Origin of the sequence: Propionicimonas sp. (assembly GCF_047606205.1) — a bacterium.
Classification (GTDB): Bacteria; Actinomycetota; Actinomycetes; order Propionibacteriales; family Propionibacteriaceae; genus Propionicimonas.
Genome location: NZ_JASGES010000193.1, coordinates 1 through 16,744 on the forward strand (window position 1 = coordinate 1; position 16,744 = coordinate 16,744).

13 protein-coding genes and 1 pseudogene are annotated in these 16,744 nt (G+C 73.4%); 2 read left to right on the forward strand and 12 right to left on the reverse strand.

Translation table 11 applies throughout. The features are described from left to right. Positions 1-203: hypothetical protein (locus QM633_RS12125; protein WP_415154018.1), on the forward strand; the 203-nt coding region annotated here is incomplete at its 5' end. 57 nt (positions 204-260) lie between these two features. Here the strand turns inward: QM633_RS12125 and cmk are convergent. The 8 genes and pseudogenes from cmk to metH all read right to left on the reverse strand — a co-directional run bounded on the left by cmk (position 261) and on the right by metH (position 11,213). Beyond that, on the reverse strand, positions 261-932 hold the full coding sequence (gene cmk, locus QM633_RS12130; RefSeq protein ID WP_415154019.1) for a (d)CMP kinase: 672 nt from the start codon (positions 930-932) through the stop codon (positions 261-263). A gap of 13 nt (positions 933-945) precedes the next feature. Next, a complete protein-coding gene (locus QM633_RS12135) occupies positions 946-2,031 on the reverse strand; it encodes a prephenate dehydrogenase (protein ID WP_415154020.1) in 1,086 nt (361 codons plus the stop codon). 61 nt (positions 2,032-2,092) lie between these two features. After that, positions 2,093-2,221 carry a ubiquitin-like protein Pup gene (locus tag QM633_RS12140; RefSeq protein WP_415154030.1) on the reverse strand — a complete coding sequence of 43 codons (129 nt, stop codon included), beginning with the start codon at positions 2,219-2,221 and terminating at the stop codon, positions 2,093-2,095. 98 nt (positions 2,222-2,319) lie between these two features. Further along, positions 2,320-3,738: a proteasome accessory factor PafA2 family protein gene (locus QM633_RS12145; RefSeq protein WP_415154021.1), complete on the reverse strand. Its 1,419-nt coding sequence runs from the start codon at positions 3,736-3,738 to the stop codon at positions 2,320-2,322. After that, positions 3,735-5,333 (reverse strand): proteasome ATPase, encoded by a 1,599-nt coding sequence (gene arc / locus QM633_RS12150; protein ID WP_415154022.1) that lies wholly within the window; start codon positions 5,331-5,333, stop codon positions 3,735-3,737. Before arc ends, QM633_RS12145 begins: the two co-directional genes overlap by 4 nt. After that, a pseudogene (locus tag QM633_RS12155) lies at positions 5,326-6,207 on the reverse strand (tRNA (adenine-N1)-methyltransferase); the annotation flags it as partial. The pseudogene QM633_RS12155 and the gene arc, both read right to left, overlap by 8 nt. Positions 6,208-6,226: 19 nt before the next feature. Then, on the reverse strand, positions 6,227-7,693 hold the full coding sequence (locus QM633_RS12160) for an ABC transporter substrate-binding protein (RefSeq protein WP_415154023.1): 1,467 nt from the start codon (positions 7,691-7,693) through the stop codon (positions 6,227-6,229). Positions 7,694-7,733: 40 nt separating this feature from the next. Next, positions 7,734-11,213, reverse strand: coding sequence for a methionine synthase (gene metH, locus QM633_RS12165; protein ID WP_415154024.1), 3,480 nt, complete (start codon positions 11,211-11,213; stop codon positions 7,734-7,736). A 38-nt stretch (positions 11,214-11,251) separates the two neighbouring features. Here metH and QM633_RS12170 point away from each other — a divergent pair, with 38 nt between their 5' ends. Then, positions 11,252-12,091, forward strand: coding sequence for a PAC2 family protein (locus QM633_RS12170; protein WP_415154025.1), 840 nt, complete (start codon positions 11,252-11,254; stop codon positions 12,089-12,091). Between the two features lie 140 nt (positions 12,092-12,231). Here QM633_RS12170 and rpe read toward each other — a convergent pair whose 3' ends face one another. The 4 genes from rpe to QM633_RS12190 form a co-directional block, all read right to left on the reverse strand. Next, a complete protein-coding gene (rpe, locus tag QM633_RS12175; RefSeq protein WP_415154026.1) occupies positions 12,232-12,897 on the reverse strand; it encodes a ribulose-phosphate 3-epimerase in 666 nt (221 codons plus the stop codon). Between the two features lie 22 nt (positions 12,898-12,919). Next, positions 12,920-14,257 (reverse strand): RsmB/NOP family class I SAM-dependent RNA methyltransferase, encoded by a 1,338-nt coding sequence (locus tag QM633_RS12180; RefSeq protein ID WP_415154027.1) that lies wholly within the window; start codon positions 14,255-14,257, stop codon positions 12,920-12,922. Beyond that, on the reverse strand, positions 14,254-15,174 hold the full coding sequence (fmt, locus tag QM633_RS12185) for a methionyl-tRNA formyltransferase (RefSeq protein WP_415154028.1): 921 nt from the start codon (positions 15,172-15,174) through the stop codon (positions 14,254-14,256). The genes QM633_RS12180 and fmt overlap by 4 nt, the downstream gene beginning before the upstream one ends. A gap of 93 nt (positions 15,175-15,267) precedes the next feature. Next, a partial coding sequence (locus tag QM633_RS12190; RefSeq protein ID WP_415154029.1) for a hypothetical protein occupies positions 15,268-16,744 on the reverse strand: 1,477 nt, incomplete at its 5' end.

The window sequence follows — 16,744 nt, forward strand, 5'->3', positions numbered from 1 at the left end:
ACGGGTGGCGCAAGGGCGACCGCGAGGTCCTGGTGGTCGCCTGGCTGCTGCCCGCCCTCGGCACCGCGATCGCCACCGGCACTCACCTGCAGCTCTCTCCGCTGGCCCTGGTCGCCCTCGTGTGGATCGCCGTCCGGAGGGTGTGGACGCCGCGGCGGGCGCTGACCGAGCCCGCAGTGAGGGGCGACGGCGTCCCTTCGTGACCCGGCGGGTCTGCGGCGACTCCTCGCGGCCGCCGCCGCGGTGCGGTGCGCCGGTGCTCAGCGCGCGGTGCGCGCGACCAGGTCGAGGATGGCCTGAATGGTGCCCTCCAGCGTGAGGTAGGTGCCGTCGAGATGGGTGACGCCGTCGGCCGCGGTGGTGAAGTTCACCAGGGTGGAGTCGTCGGCGTCGCGGCGCAGCACCTGGTCGGCGAGCGCCTCGGCGTCCACCTTGCCGCCCAGCTCGGCCTTGCGGCGGGCCATCCTGATCTCCGGGTCCGCGGTCAGGAGCAGCCGGACATCCGCGTCCGGCGCCACCACGGTCGTGATGTCGCGACCCTCGGCCACGATCCCCGCAGGCGCCGCCTCGATGATCGCCCGCTGCCGCTCGACCAGGTTCGCCCTGCACTCGGGCAGGGTCGCCACCGCGCTGACCGTCGCCGAGATCCCCGGTTCGCGGATCGCGTCGGTCACGTCCTGGCCGTTCACGCGAACCCACGGCGCGTCCGGGTCGAGGCTGATCTCCAGGTCGGCGTCCCGGGTGGAGGCGATCACCGCGTCCCGGTCGGACGGATCGACGCCGGCCCGCAGCAGCGCCCACGTCACCGCGCGGTACATCGCGCCCGTGTCCAGGTAGGCCAGGCCGAGCGACCTCGCCACACCCTTCGCGGCCGAGGACTTCCCCGAGCCACTCGGCCCGTCGATCGCGATCACCAGTCGGTCAGCCGGCACGTGCGTCTCCTTGTCACAGTTGCGGATCGTGGTCGCGGACGGTCCAGCCGGCCGCGACCATCGCGCCGGCCAGCTCGGCCGCCAGATCGGGGGCGACCTGCACGGACAGCCAGCCCACCTCCCGGGCCACGTCGTGCTCGATGGACAGGTCCTCCACGTTGACCCCTGCCGCCTCGATGTCCCGGAACAATCGCGCCAGCGCACCCGGGGCGTCGGGGATCTCGACCACCACGTGGGCATAGCTGGTCGCGTTCAGGCCGTGCTTGCCGGGCAGCGCCCGTGTCCCCTCCCGGCCCCGGTCGAGGACGGCGGACACGTCACCGTCGGCCAGGGCGGCCAGCATCACGTCGAGGTCCCCCCGGATCGCCTCCAGCTCGTGCCGAACGGCGACCGCGTTCGCGCCGATGATCTGCTGCCACAGCTCCGGGTCGGACCCCGCGATCCTGGTGACGTCGCGGACGCCCTGGCCGGCCAGCTGCAGGTGCTCCGGAGGGACCCGGGTGAGCGTCCCCGCCATCAGTACCGAGACCAGGTGTGGCAGGTGCGACACCTGCGCAACGGCCTCGTCGTGGTGCGCCGCACCCATCGTCACCCGGCGTGCGCCGCAGATCCGGGCCACCTCCTGCACGTCGAGCACGGCGTGCGCGGCGGAGGTGTCGTGCGGCGTGACCACCCAGGTGCGGTCGATGAACAGGTCGGCGCTCGCCGTCAGCGGGCCCACCCGCTGCGACCCGGCCATCGGGTGCGAACCCACGTAGCGGGACAGGTCCACGTCGGTCCGCCGCAAGGCGGCCAGGACAGTGCCCTTCACCGAGCCGACGTCGGTCACGGTGGCGTGCGGGTAGGTCGCCAGGGCCCGGGCGATCACCTTCGGCAGTGCGCCCGGGGGAACGGCGACGACGACCAGCCTGACCTGCTCCGGGTCGGGCGCGGCGGTGGTGCCGGCGCCCCGCGACGCGGCCACGCGCGCGTGGCTGGACACCTTGTCCTGCAGGTGCACGCTGATGCCGGCCCGGGTCAGCGCGTGGGCGACCGACGCACCGACCAGGCCGGTGCCGACCACCAGTGCCGGGGACAGCTCGCGATCGTGGACGCTCATCCGCGGCTCCCGCTCAGGAGCTGGGGAGAACGCCGCGGAGGAGGGGAACTCCAGCGGGTGTTCACTGACCGCCCTTCTGCACGAAGGAGCGGACGTACTCCTCCGCGTCGGACTCCAGAACCGCGTCGATCTGGTCGAGAATCGCGTCGTAGTCGACCGCCGCCGGAGCACTCGGGGCGGTCTCCCCCACCTCGTCGACGCGCCGGACAGCCGGCTGGCGACGGAGCTGTTCGCGCGGGAGCCGCTCGGCCACGGTTCCTCCTGTCTGTTCCTTCGGGCGCCGACAGCTTACTGGTGCCGAGCGGCGACGCCGGCACGCAGCAGGGCGTCGATCGCCGCGGCATCGGCGAGATCACCCACCTCGGCGCGCGTGTGCGCGGCGGGTTCGGCGAGGTCGAGCCGGCGGCGGACACCGTCCGCGTCCTCCACCAGCATCCACTCCCACGCCGCGCCGCCGACCCTCCCCGGGACGGCGGCGACCACCCGGCCGCGCGTCCACGCCCTGGTGTCGGACGGTGGCTGCGCCAGCGCCCGGCGCACCTCCTCGTCGGTGCCGACCTCCCGGAGCCGGCCCGCGGCGGCGAGGGCGTCCCACGGTCCCGGCCGGTCCAGGCGGGACCAGGCCAGGTCGAGCTGGGCGAGCCTCGGGCTCCCCCAGTCCAGGCCGTGACGGGCGGCGTAGGCGTCCAGCAGCCCGCGCTTCGCCACCCAGTCGAGCCGGTCGGCGCACCGGTCCGGGTCGCTGCGCAGGTCGTCGAGAACCTCCCCCCAGGCCCGGACGACATCGTTCTCGTACGCCTCGGGGCGTCGGGCCGCGTCGGCGTCCACCGCCTGCCACAGCGCCTCCTGCAGGTCAAGAGCGGTGAGGCGGCGACCGTCCACCAGCCGGATGGGGCGGCGCAGCCCGACGTCGTGGCTGACCTCCCCGAACGCCTCGACCGGGCTCGCCAGCGCCAGCCCGGGAAGCGCGTCCCCGCCGAGCGCGGTGAGGACGGCGGCCAGGGTGCCGGCTTTCAGCCAGGTGGTGTAGCGGGTGCGGTTCGCGTCACCGGTGATCACGTGCAGGCGACGCCAGCGGGCAGCGGGCGCGTGCGGCTCGTCCCTCGTGTTCACCAGCGGACGCCGCCGCGTGGTCTGAATGCCCTCCAACGCCTCGAAGAAATCCGCCCGCTGGCTCAGCTGGAAGCCCGGCCGCTCACCGTGCCGGCCGATCCCGACCCGTCCGGCACCGACCAGGACCGTCCGCGAGACGAGGAAGGCCGGCAGCGCGGCGAGGATCGCGTCCCACGGCACCGCCCGGGGCACGAGGTGGTTCTCGTGGCAGCCGTAGGACGCGCCGTGGGAGTCGGTGTTGTTCTTGTAGATGCCGATCTCGACCCCGAGCTGCCGGGACGCCGCGCGCGCTGCCGCCACGACGACCGCGTCGCCTGCCACGTCGTGGGTGGCAGCGGCCCGCGCGCTGGTCACCTCCGGCCCGGCATACTCGGGGTGGGCGTGGTCCACGTAGAGCCGGGCTCCGTTGGCGAGGACGCGGTTGTGCGCGTCCTCGATCGGGATGTCCTCCGCCCAGTCCAGGGCGGTCCCGGTCGCGAGACCCGGGTAGCCGGCGACGACGGCTGCGCTGAGCACCGAGGGATGGATGCCGGGGGCGCCCGGCGCATGGATGCCGTACTCGGTCTCGATGCCGAGGATGCGGCCGGCGGTCACGGTTCGATGGCGCGCGAGCCGGTGAGGGTGCGCAGGAAGACGATCCGTTCGCCCTTGCGGCCACAGACGCGTGCCCAGTCGTCGGGGTTGGTCGTGTTGGGCAGTTCCCCGTTCTCGACGATCTCCGCCGTGCAGGCGGCGAGCACGTGGTCGAGGCGGACGCCGCGCGCCCCGCCCTGGATGACCTCCTTGATCGCCGCCTTCTTCGCCCTGCCCACGATGCCGGCCAGCATCGCTCCGGAGACGAAGTCCGCGACGTGGAGGACCTCCCGGTCGCCACCGGCGTAGGTGACCTCGATGAACCGGTTGGCGTCGGAGCGCTCGTAGAGGCGGTCGACCACCGCCTCCACGAGCGACCTGCGGAACTCCGCGGCGTCGGCACCGCCGGGGTTCAGGGGCGTCCGGTCGGTGAGGTAGCGGTCGAGGATCTGCGCGGCGGCGACCCGGTCGGGACGGTCCAGCCTGATCTTGACGTCGAGGCGGCCGGCGCGCAGGATCGCCGGGTCGATCAGGTCCTCGCGGTTCGTCGCGCCGATCACGATCACGTTGGCGAGGGCCTCCACGCCGTCGATCTCGCTGAGCAGCTGCGGCACCACCGTGGACTCGACGTCGGAGGAGACCCCGCTGCCACGGGTGCGGAACAGCGCGTCCATCTCGTCGAAGAAGACGATCACCGGCCGTCCGGAGGTGGCGTGCTGCTTCGCGCGGGCGAAGATCGCCCGCAGCTGCCGTTCGGTCTCGCCCACGTACTTGTCGAGCAGTTCGGGGCCCTTGATGTTGAGGAAGTGGCTGCCGGCCGAGTTCGCGACCGCCTTCGCGATCATGGTCTTGCCGCAGCCGGGCGGGCCGTACAGCAGGACGCCGCGTGGGGGCCGCAGCCCGAACTCGGCGAACAGGTCGCGGTGCCGGAACGGAAGTTCGACGGCGTCTCGGATCTGCTCGATCTGCGCGCCCAGGCCGCCGATGTCGGCATAGGTCACGTCGGGGACCTCCTCGAGGGTGAGGTCGGCCACCTCGCTGCGCGGCACGACATCGAGGGCCAGCAGGGCACGCCGGTCGGTCCGCAGCGTGGCCCCGGGACGCAGTGCCGCGACGTCGAGGGTGGCCGAAGGCAGCAGCACCAGTTCCTCACCGGAGGCCGCGGTCACCAGGAGGCGTCCGTCCGCGAGCACCTCGGCCACTCGGGCGGTCTCGCCCGCCGGGAGGTCCTCGACCATCCCGACCACCAGCAGGGCCTCGTTCAGCAGGACCCGGGCGCCCACCACCAGGGTGTCGCTGGGCAGTTCGGGGCTCACCGCGCAGCGCAGCAGCCGGCCACCGGTCGCGATGTCGACGCCCTCCGCGGCCACCCCGACCACGTGACCGAACGAGTTCGGAGGGCTCGCCAGGGCGTCCAGGTGCTCGCGCAGCGTCACCAGCGACTCCCTGGCCGCGGTGAGCGTGCTGTTGAGCTTCTCGTTGGTCGCGGCGAGCGTGCGGGTGTCGGCGCGGGCGTCGGCCAGTCTGCGCTCGGCGAGGTCGAGGGCCCGGGCCCTCGCCTCCAGGAGCCGGTTCGCCTCGGCCAGCCGCCGCGCGAGTTCTGCGGGTTCAGGCATCGGCCGGCTCGCTCCCCACCCCCGCAGGCCTGGGGCCGGTGTAGTCGGGTCCGTAGGCGCCGGGCGCGGGCCGGCGCCGACGCAGCGGTGCGACCACCCCCGGCGCGAGGCGGCGGGTGAAGACCAGGAAGCCGGTGTGGCCGCTGGTGCCGTGGCCGGGACGGACGGCGAGGCCCTCCGCATGCCACTCCCGCGCCGAGTACTCCCGACCGACCGGCTCGGTGAAGCCGCCGTGCGCGCGCAGCGTGTCCATCGTCCGGCCCAGCTGGGTGGTGGTGGCGACGTAGCAGCACAGCAGGCCGCCGGGCTCGAGGACGCCGGCGACGGCGTCCACGCACTCCCACGGGGCGAGCATGTCCAGGACCGCCCGGTCGACCGGCTCCGGCCCGATGTCCTCGGCGAGGTTCCCCTCGCGCAGTTCCCACGCCGGATGCTCGGCGCCGAAGAAGGCGGTCACGTTGCGGCGGGCGATCGCCGCGAACTCCGGGCGCCGCTCGTAGGAGTAGACCCGACCGGAGCTCCCGACGGCGCGAAGCAGGAAGATGCTCAGGGCTCCCGACCCGGCCCCCGCCTCCAGCACCCGCGCGCCGGGGAAGATGTCGGTCTGGACGAGGATGTGGGCGGCGTCCTTCGGGTACACCACGGTGGCGCCGCGCGGCATCGTCACCGTGAACTCCTCCAGCAGCGCCCGGAAGGCGAGGTAGTCCACGCCCCCCGCCGAACGCACCACCGTCCCCTCCGGCGCGCCGATCAGGTCGTCGTGGCTGATCGCCCCCCTGGTCGTGTGGAACACCCCCTGGGGGGTGAGCAGGATCGAGTGTCGCCGGCCCTTCGGGTCGCTCAGTGTCACGCGTTCGCCGGCCACCAGCGGGCCGGTGTGCACGCCGCTCAACTCAGCCACGGACGAACCCCCACAGCCCGAGCATCTGGCCGCTGCCGAAGGCGTCCCCGATCAGCTTCACGTCCTTGCCGAGGAAGAGGATGCCGTCGCCCTGCGAGACCGGCAGCACGGTGGCGTCGGCGGCGGCCTGCAGCTGGATCTCGGTCAGCACCGCCGTCCGGGACTCGCCGCTGGTGGTGCGGGCCCGGGTCTCCAGGAGCTCCAGCTTGTCGGCGCTGGCCGAGAGCGGACGCTCGAGGTAGCGCTGCAGCCAGCCGGTGGCGTTGTTCACCCAGGCCGGGAAATCGGTGAGGTAGAGGTCAGCGGTCCCGCCGCTGACCAGCCGGACGCTGACCCCGCCGAGCCCCTCGATCCGGTCTCGGATGATGCTCGCCTGGTCGGCCTGCCCGGGGGCCGAGGGGCTGTAGCCCAGGGTCATGATGATCCGGCTCCCGTCGAGGTGGGGCAGTTTCGTGCGCCCGCCGATCAGGAACGACGTGGCGTGATCGGCCACGCCGACCGGGACGATCGAGTCCAGCGTCCGGTCGGGCTGGAGCGCCTTCGCGACTCCTTCCCTGAGTCGGGCGTTCCTGCGCAACCGCGAGTTCTCATTCCACACCAGTTGCGTGATCCGGGTGCCGGGCAGCGCGTACCGGGTGAAGCCGGTCGCGGTGGCCTTCGCGGAGCTGCCGGCGATCTCGTCGGTCACCCGCTGCAGCGCGGCGGCGTCCAGGCTGCGCCACACCGCGTCCGCCGTGCCGTCGGCGATCACCGCCTCCGCGGCGACCGAGTCCGCGACGATCTGCAGCGTGAGGTCGGCCAGCAGCCCGGTCTTGGGCCCGAGGTACTTCTCGAAGCGGGTGAAGCTGACCGCCTCGTCGGTGATCGTCTGCACCTCGTAGGGCCCCGAGCCGACCGGGAGCGTCTCCAGTGGGAGCGCGCTGTCGGGGTCGAAGGCCTCCTCATCCACGATCGAGGCGGCCTGCCCGGCCAGCGCGTAGCCGAACTGGTTGTCCGGCCAGGACAGCTCGAACCGGACGGTGTGGGCGTCGGGCGTCTCGATCTGCTTCAGCGCCGAGAGCAGTCCGATCGAGGTCCCGGCGGCGTCCAGGCGCAGGGCCCGCTGGATGCTGAACCGGACGTCGCTGGAGTCCAGCACGTGCCCGTTGTGGAAGGACAGGTCGTCGGGGAGCGTGCACTCGTAGACGAGCTTGGAGGTGAACAGGCAGTCGGTGGCCGCGTCCGGCTTCAGCTCCCCGGTGTCGGGCAGCACCATCATCAGCCGCTGGTAGACGCTGGTCACGACCATGGAGTCGGTGTAGCCGGTGGCCACCGCCGGGTCGGCGGAGGTGACGGCGCCGGTGGTCACGATCGTGAACGGTCGCGGAGTCGCCGACGGCGAGGGGGTCTGGGTCGGCACCACCGTGGTGGGGGTCGTGCAGGCGGCGAGCAGGACGCCGAGGGCAAGCAGGCCCGCCACGACGCCACGACGGGCGTGACGGACGTGACGTGGGGGTCGATCAACGCGCATTGAAGTACCTGGCCTCCGGGTGGTGCACGACGATCGCGTCGGTCGACTGCTCGGGGTGGAGCTGCAGTTCCTCGCTGAGCTCGACGCCGATCCGTTCCGGCCGCAGCAGCGCGACGAGCTTCGCGCGGTCGGCCAGATCGGGGCAGGCGGGGTAGCCGAAGGAGTAGCGGGAGCCCCGGTAGGCCTGGTCACGGATCATCGCGTCCACGTCGCCGTCGCCACCCAGGCCCAGTTCCGCGCGGACGCGGGCGTGCCAGTACTCGGCGAGCGCCTCGGTCAGCTGGACGCTGAGCCCGTGCAGCTCCAGGTAGTCGCGGTAGGCGTCGGCGGAGAACAATTTCGCCGTCGCCCTGGCCACCGCCGAGCCCATCGTGACCAGCTGCAGGGCGATCACGTCCGGTCCGTCCGCTGCGGCCTCGTCCGCATCGCGGAAGAAGTCGGCCAGGCACAGCCGCCGGTCCCTGGTCTGCCGCGGGAAGGTGAACCGGGTGGCTTCGCGCCCCGGGTCGCCCGGCTCGCCGAGGACCAGCGTGTTGCCCTCGGAGTGGCAGGGCCAGTAGCCGTAGACGACGGAGGGCTCGACCAGGGAGTCGGTGTGGATCCGGTCGAGCCAGTGCCGCAGCCGCGGACGTCCCTCCGACTCCACCATCTCCTCGTAGCTGGCACCGCCCGGCGTCCCGCGCAGCCCCCACTGACCCATGAAGGTGGCACGCTCGTCCAGCCAGCCAGCGACCTCGGCCAGTTTCAGGCCCTTCACCACCCTGCTGCCCCAGAACGGCGGGGCGGGGACGCTCACGTCCGCCCCCCTGGCGACGCCGGAGCGCTCGGTGGAGTCGGCGCCCTCCTGCTCGGGTTCGGGACGCGGCTTCGCCGCCACGCGCCGACGGCGCGGTGCGGGCAGCGCGGCGCCGGGCTCGCCCCGCTTCACGGCGACGACCTTCTCCATCAGGGCCAGGCCCTCGAAGGCGTCCCTCGCGTAGCGGACCTCGCCCTGGTACAGGTCGTTGAGGTCCTCCTCGACGAACGCCCTGGTCAGGGCCGCGCCGCCGAGCAGGACGGGGAACTCGGCCAGTCCCCGCTTGTTGAGCTCCTCCAGGTTGTCCCGCATCACCACCGTCGATTTCACCAGCAGACCGGACATGCCGATGGCGTCGGCGTTGTGCACGAGCGCGGCCTCGATGATTGCGCTCACCGGCTGCTTGATGCCGAGGTTGACCACGGTGTAGCCGTTGTTGGTGAGGATGATGTCGACCAGGTTCTTGCCGATGTCGTGGACGTCGCCCTTCACCGTAGCGATCACCAGCGTCCCTTTGCCGCCGGTGTCGGCCTTGTCCAGGTGCGGCTCCAGGTAGCGCACGGCCGACTTCATCACCTCGGCGGAGCCGAGCACGAACGGCAGCTGCATCCGGCCCGAGCCGAACAGCTCACCGACGACCTTCATGCCGGCGAGCAGGTCGTCGTTGATGATCGCCAGGCCCGGCTTGGCGGTGAGCGCCTCGTCGAGGTCGGCCTCCAGCCCCTTCGGGTCGCCGTCGACGATCCGGCGCTGCAGCCGCTCGGCGACCGGCAGCGCGGCCAGTTCGGCGGCCCGCGCCTCCTTCTCCCCCGCGGTGGTGACACCCTCGAACAGCTCCAGGAAGCGGGTCAGGGGATCGTAGCCCTCGCGGCGGCGGTCGTAGACGAGGTCCTCCGCGACCTGCCGCTGGTCCTCCGGGATCCGTGCGATCGGCAGGATCCGGGCGGCAGGGACGATCCCCGAGTCGAGGCCGGCCTGCACGCACTCGTGCAGGAAGACCGAGTTCAGCACCTGGCGGGCCGCCGGGTTCAGGCCGAACGACACGTTCGACACCCCCAGCGTGGTGTGAATGCCCGGATGGGCGGTGGTCACCCGCCGGATCGCCTCGATGGTCTCGAGCGCGTCGCGGCGGGTCTCCTCCTGCCCGGTGGCGATCGGGAAGGTCAGGCAGTCGACGATGATGTCCTCGACGTCCATGCCCCAGGTGCCGGTCAGGTCGGCGATCAGCCGCTCGGCCACCCGCACCTTCCACTCGGCGGTCCTGGCCTGGCCCTCCTCGTCGATGGTCAGTGCGACGACGGCGGTGCCGTGCTCCTTCACCAGGGGCATCACCCGCGCGTAGCGGGAGTCGGGCCCCTCGCCGTCCTCGAAGTTGACCGAGTTGATCGCCGACCGGCCGCCGAGCAGCTCCAGGCCGGCCTGGAGGACGGCGGGCTCGGTGGAGTCGAGCATCACGGGCAGGGCGACGCCGGTGCCGATCCGGGACGCGAGCGCGGCCATGTCCGCGGTGCCGCTGCGTCCGACGTAGTCCACGCAGAGGTCCAGCAGGTGCGCGCCGTCCCTGCTCTGCTGCTTGGCGATGTCGAGGCAGTCGGCCCAGTTCTCGGCGAGCATGGCCTCCCGGAACGCCTTGGAGCCGTTCGCGTTGGTGCGCTCGCCGATCGACAGGTAGCTGGTGTCCTGGCGCAGCGGAACCTCGGCGTACAGCGAGGACACCGCGGACAGGTGGACGGGCTGGCGCGGCGTCGGCGTCGTGCCGCCCACGGTGGCGGCCAGCAGGGCGATGTGGGCCGGGGTCGTGCCGCAGCAGCCCCCGACCAGGTTCAGCCCGAACTCGGCGGTGTACTGGGCGAGGTAGTCGACGAACTCCTGCGGCCCCATCGGGTAGCGCGCGCCGTCGGGGGTGAGTTCGGGCAGGCCGGCGTTCGGCATGCACACCAGCGAGATCCGCGCGTGCCGGGCGAGGTGGCGCAGGTGCTCGCTCATCTCGGTGGGGCCGGTGCCGCAGTTCAGTCCGATCGCGTCGATCTCGAGCGGCTCCAGCGCGGTGAGGGCCGCGCCGATCTCGCTGCCGAGCAGCATCGTGCCGGAGGTCTCCACGGTGACGTTCACGAAGATGGGCAGATCCCGTCCGGACGCGGCCCGCGCCCTGCGGGCGCCGTTGACGGCCGCCCTGGTCTGGAGGAGGTCCTGGCAGGTCTCGATCTGGAAGCCGTCGACGCCTCCAGCCACCATCGCGTCCGCCTGCACCTGGTAGGCGTCCCGCAGTTCGGCGTAACTGACGTGGCCGAGACTCGGCAGCTTGGTGCCCGGACCCATGCTGCCCAGGACGAAGCGGGGACGCTCGGGGGTGGCGGCCGCGTCCGCCGCCTCGCGCGCGATCCGGGCACCCGCCCCGGCGAGCTCCGCGATCCGCCCGATCGCGTCGTACTCCCCCAGTGCGGACAGGTTCGCCCCGAAGGTGTTGGTCTCGATGCAGTCCGCGCCGGCCTCGAGGTAGGCGGTGTGGATGGCGCCGACGACGTCCGGGCGGGTCGCGTTGAGCACCTCGTTGCAGCCCTCGAGGCCCTGGAAGTCGGCCAGGCCGAGGTCGTAGGACTGCAGCATCGTCCCCATCCCGCCGTCGGCCACCAGGACGCGGGTGGTCAGGGCCGAGCGGAGGTCGCGGGTCATGGTGAGCAGAATAGGCGAGTCGGCCTACAGTGGTCGCCATGGCAGACGCTCGTGGGCTCAGGGGGTTGCGCAACCCGGCCGTCGTGGCAGCGTTCGGCGGCTGGAACGACGCCGGGGAGGCGGCCAGCGGAGTGATCGACCACCTGGTCGACCACTACAAGGCGCGGCTCGAGTTCGCGATCGACCCGGAGGAGTTCTACGACTTCCAGGTGAACCGGCCGACCACCCGGACGGTGGACGGCGAGCGGGTGCTGGAATGGCCGACCACCGAGGTGCTGGTGGCGGAACTCCCCGAGCGGGACCTGGTGCTGATCGGAGGACCGGAGCCGAACTACCGCTGGCAGGAGTACATCGCCCGGTTGTTGTCGATGCTGCGTTCGGTGAACCCCGAGATGGTGGTGCTGCTGGGCGCCATGCTGACCGACACCCCGCACACCCGCCCGGTGCCGGTCAGCGGCACGGCGAGCAGCACGCGACTCGGCGAGGACCTCGGTCTGGAGATCTCCGACTACGAGGGGCCGACCGGGATCGTCGGCGTCCTCTCCCACGAGTGCGCGCAGCTCGGCTTCCCGGTCGTCTCCCTGTGGGCGTCGGTACCCCACTATGTGGCGGAGCCGCCCAACCCGAAGGCCGCGCTGGCGCTGCTCACCCGCGTCGAGGACGTGCTCAACCTGCCCCTGGACGCCGGCGAGCTCACCGAGGACGCCACCCGTTGGGTGGAGCAGGTCGACGAGCTGGTCTCCGACGACCCCGACATCGCCAGCTACGTCGCTGCCCTCGAGGAGCGCAGCGACGCCGACACCCCCGCGCCGTCCGGGGACTCCATCGCCGCAGAGTTCGAGCGCTACCTCCGCCGCCGCGACCGCCGCCGCGGCTGACCGGGACCGCGGCTGACCGGGACCGCATCGCATCGGGGACGGTTCCTATTGCGGTCCACCTGCAGCACGACCACAACATGTGGGGGTGGACCGAGTAGGGAACCGTCCCCGATGTGGTCCATGACCGGCTCTTGCTGGCATTACTTCGTGCGGGCGGCCTCCGCCTGGGCCTTGAGGGCGCGGACCATCGCGTCGGGGTCGTCGGCGCGGAAGACGGCGGAGCCGGCGACGAAGGTGTCCGCACCCGCGTGGACGCAGCGGTCGATGGTCTCCTCCGAGACGCCGCCGTCGACCTGCAGCCAGATGTCGCCACCGTGCGCGTCGAGGAGGGCCCGGGTACGGCGGATCTTCGGCAGCATCACGTCCAGGAACGACTGGCCGCCGAAGCCCGGCTCGACCGTCATCAGCAGCACCATGTCCAACTCGGGCAGCAGATCGGCGTACGGCTCGATCGGGGTGGCCGGCCGCAGGGCCATCGACGCCCGGGCACCGAGCCGGCGCAGCTCCCTGGCCAGTCGGACGGGAGCGTCGGACGCCTCGACGTGGAATGTGACCGACTCCGCGCCGGCCTCCGCGTAGCCCGGTGCCCACCGGTCGACCTCCGCGATCATCAGGTGGATGTCGAGGGGCCGTTGGGTGCCCTGCCGGATGCACTCGACCATCGGCAGGCCGAAGGTGAGGTTCGGCACGAACCGGTTGTCCATCACGTCGAGGTGGATCAGGTCCGAACTGGGGATCCGCGCGATCTCGCGGCGCAGGTCGGCCAGGTCGGCGTTCAGGATGCTCGGCGTGATTCGGATTCCCACGCCCGCACTCTATCGAGCCGGGTCAGGCGATCGGATCGCGCCGCAGCAGGGCGAGGAACATCGCGTCCGTGCCGTGCCGGTGCGGCCACAGCTGCACGAACGGCCCCGCGGACGCGTCGGGTACCTCCGGCAGCAACGCGGCCGCATCCAGCACGGTCACACCCCGCGCGTCCGCGACCACCGCGGAGGTCTCCTCCGGGTGCGGAGAGCAGGTGACGTAGGCCACCACGCCGCCCGGGCGGAGGGACGCGATAGCCGTCGCGAGCAGGCCGCGCTGGAGCGCGGTCAGGCCCGGAAGGTCGGACGGGCGGCGGCGCCAGCGGCTCTCCGGACGGCGCCGCAGGGCGCCGAGTCCCGTGCACGGCACATCGGCGAGCACTCGGGCGAACGCCGCCTCCGGCCAGGCCGGACGGGTGCCGTCGGCGACGATGGTGGCGGGGCGGTGCGGCTCCGGGTAGCCGCGGAGGTTCTCCGCGACGAGCCGGGCGCGGTGCTCCTGCAGTTCGGCGGCGACCAGCCGGGTCCCGGCCCGGCGGGCCAGACCGGCGAGCAGGGCGGACTTGCCGCCGGGCCCCGCACACAGGTCGAGCCACGGTCCGGCCGGCGTCTGGGCCCTGGCCAACGCGAGCGCCACCAGCTGGGAACCCTCGTCCTGGACGCCGGCCCGACCCTCCGCGACGGCGGGCACCATGCCCGGATCACCCTCCCGGTAGGCCCCGTACGGCGACCAGCGCGCGGGCTGCCCGCCCAACTCGGCCACGCCGGCGAGGCCGGGCCGGACGACGAGGGTCGGCACCGGGGCGGCGTTGTCCGCCGCCAGCGCGGGTTCGAGTTCGTCCGCGGGGAGGACCCGGGACCACGCCTCCACGATCCAGCGCGGATGGAAGCGGGTCAGGGCGAGCCGGCCGTGGTCGTCCTCCCCCGCGCAGAGCAGCTCAAGCCACTCCTGCTCGTCCCGCTCCGAGACGCGCCGCAGCACGGCGTTCACCAGGCCGGCGACCCGCTCCCCCACCTCGAGTGCCGCCAGGTCGACGCTCGTGGCCAGGGCGGCGTGGGCGGGCACCCGCATCGCCAGCAGCTGGTGGGTGCCCAGCCGCAGCACGTCGAGGACGGCGGGCTGGAGGCTGCGCAGCGGGCGCCCCGAGGCCCGCTCGACCACCCTGTCGTAGGTGCCCATCGCGCGGCAGGTCCCCGCAACCAGCTCGGTCGCGAAGGCGGCATCGGCCGGGGACAGGCCGGCGCGCCGCCGGGCGAGTTCGAGATTGGCGTAGGCGCCGTCGGCGGTGACGGCCCGCAGCACGCGGTAGGCGACGGTACGGGCGGCGTCCCTGCGTCGACGCGGGCGGGTCGGACGGCTCACGCGAGCCGGCGCGGCCCGCGCAGGCCACGTCCCCAGTCCGGTCCGGGCAGGGACTTCCTGCCCGCCGGCTGCACCTCGAGCAGGGCCAGGCTGCCCTCGCCGGTGCCGACCAGCACCTCCCGCTTGGCAGGGACGATCTCGCCCGGGGCCAGCCCCGCATCCGGGCCGACGGCCGAGCGCAGCACGCGGAGTCGCTCGCCGTGGAGGTCGGTCCAGGCCATGGGTGAGGGGTTGTTCGCGCGGACCTGCCGGTCGATGGCGGCCGCGGGCTGCGCCCAGTCGATCCGGGCGGCGGGGACGGTGAGCTTCGGCGCCAGCGTGATGCCGTCGACCGGCTGGGCGACCGGGGTGGCCGTGCCGTCCTCGACCGCATCGAGAGTGTCGGCCAGGAGGGCGGCGCCGATGTCCTGCAGGTCAGCCAGGACCTCGCCGGAGGTCTCGCGCCCGCCGAGCGGGTAGGTCCGGGTGGCCAGCACCGGGCCCGCGTCCAGGTCCTCGACGAGTTCGAACACGGTCACCCCGGTGACCTGGTCACCGGCGAGGATCGCGTGCTGGACGGGCGCCGCGCCCCGCCAGCGCGGCAGCAGCGAGAAGTGCACGTTCACCCAGCCCTTCCCGGGCAGGGCCAGCAACCGAGGCGGGATCAGACCGCCGTAGGCGACGATGGGGCAGCAGTCGGGCGCGAGCTCGGCGAGGCGGGTGGCCAGGTCCGGGTCACCGGGCCGGACCGGGCGCAGAACCTCGATCCCCCGGTCCAGGGCCACGGTGGCGACCGGACTGGGCACCGGCCGCGCGCTGCGGCCCTGCGGAGCGTCGGGCCTGGTGAGCACGGCGACCACATCGTGGCGGCCCCGGTCGAGCAACTGAAGGAGGGTGTCCGCCGCCACCTGCGGGGTCCCGGCGAACACGAGGCGCATGACCACCAGCCTAGACGGACGCCTCGGCTGCCGCGCGGCACGCGCGCCGCCGTGGTGCCGCGCGGCCCTTCCCGGCAGTCCGGTGGGGGCAGGTCAGCCCAGCACCTGCGGGTCCACCCGGACGCGCAGCGGCGGCTCCTTCTTGGCGGCCCGTACCGACAGCATCGTGCGCACCCGCGCCACGAGGGCGGAGCCCTCCGCCAGCGGTACCCGCAGCGTGAGCCGGGCCAGGTCGTCGTCCCCGGGCAGGGCGAAGGGCCCGAGCACGCCGAGCTGGGCGTCCCCCGCCTCCAGACCGAGCCCGAGGCCGATCCGCGCGGCCTCGACGGCGTCCGGCGCCCCCTCGATCGTGAGCAGCTTGATCGCGGGGGGAAAGCCCGCCGATGCGCGGTCGAGAAGTTCCCGCTCCGCGTAGCCCACGGGGTCGAGCCGGAGCAGGGCCTGGATCTCCCGCAGCCCGGGGTCCGCGACCGCGACCACCGTCCCCCCCTGGGCGCCGGGACGGACCAGCGCCACCACGGCCAGCCAGCGGCGCAGGGCCTCCTCGCCCGCCCGCAGGTCCGGCCGGCCGAGCATCAGTTCGGCGTCGAGGAGCACCGCCGCGGAGTAGCCTCCCGCGGCGACCGGCGCCGCTCCGGGAGTGGCCAGGACGAGCGCGGGCTCGTCCTTCACCGTGGCCAGCGGCTTGTCGGCGCTGGCCTGCAGGACGGGGGTGCCCGGGAAGGCCTTGCCGAACTCCTCGGCGGTGCGCGCCACCCCGACCACAGGGGTGCGGAGCCGGGTCCCGCCGCACTCGGGGCAGCGCCACGCCTTCAGCAGCGGACCGCACCAGCGGCAGCGCAGGCCGCTGCCGGAGGGGTCGGAGAGTCCCTGCCCGCAGGAGGGGCACCTCGCCGGCGCCCGGCAGGTCGCACACACCAGCACGGGCAGGTAGCCGGCCCGCGGCACCTGGATGAGCACGGGCCCGGCGGCGAGTCCGGCCCGGACAGCACTGAAGGCGTCGTGCGGCAGACGGGCGGTGGCGGCGTGGGGGTCACGGCCCGGGTCACTGCCGGTGGTTCGCACCGCTGCCGCCCCGCGCCGCGCCTCGGCGGGGCTCAGCGCGAGGGAAGCCAGCCAGCCACGGTCGACGAGCTGTTGCACCTCCGCGGTCCGCGCGTGGCCGGCGAGGAGGAGGCCGCAGCCTTCCAGGTGGGCGCGCAGGGCCGCGACGTCCCTGGCGTGCCAGTAGGGCGCGTGGGGTTCCGACCAGGCGTCGTTGCCGTCGTCCCACAGCGCGACCAGGCCGAGCTCATGGACGGGGGCGAAGACCGCGGCCCTGGTGCCGAGGGCGAGCCGGACGCGTCCGCGGGAGGTGGCCAGGAAGTTGCGGTAGCGGGACGCCGGGCCGGCGTCCGCGGCGAGGACGGCGAAGCTGCCGCGTCCGAACCTGGCCGTGGCCGCTGCCTCGAGCGGGGCCAGGTGGCGCGCGTCCGGGGCGAGCAGGAGGGCACCGCGGCCGCCGGCCAGGGTGGCGGCCGCCGCCTCGACGAAGCCGGCGGCCCAGTCGCCCGCCGGAGTGGTCGTCGGC

Coding starts and splice junctions, on each gene's coding strand:
- QM633_RS12135 (WP_415154020.1), bottom strand. CDS start 2,031: ATGAGCGTCCACGATCGCGAGCTGTCCCCGGCACTGGTGGTCGGCACC.
- fmt (WP_415154028.1), bottom strand. CDS start 15,174: ATGCGCCTCGTGTTCGCCGGGACCCCGCAGGTGGCGGCGGACACCCTC.
- arc (WP_415154022.1), bottom strand. CDS start 5,333: ATGCCTGAACCCGCAGAACTCGCGCGGCGGCTGGCCGAGGCGAACCGG.
- QM633_RS12170 (WP_415154025.1), top strand. CDS start 11,252: ATGGCAGACGCTCGTGGGCTCAGGGGGTTGCGCAACCCGGCCGTCGTG.
- metH (WP_415154024.1), bottom strand. CDS start 11,213: ATGACCCGCGACCTCCGCTCGGCCCTGACCACCCGCGTCCTGGTGGCC.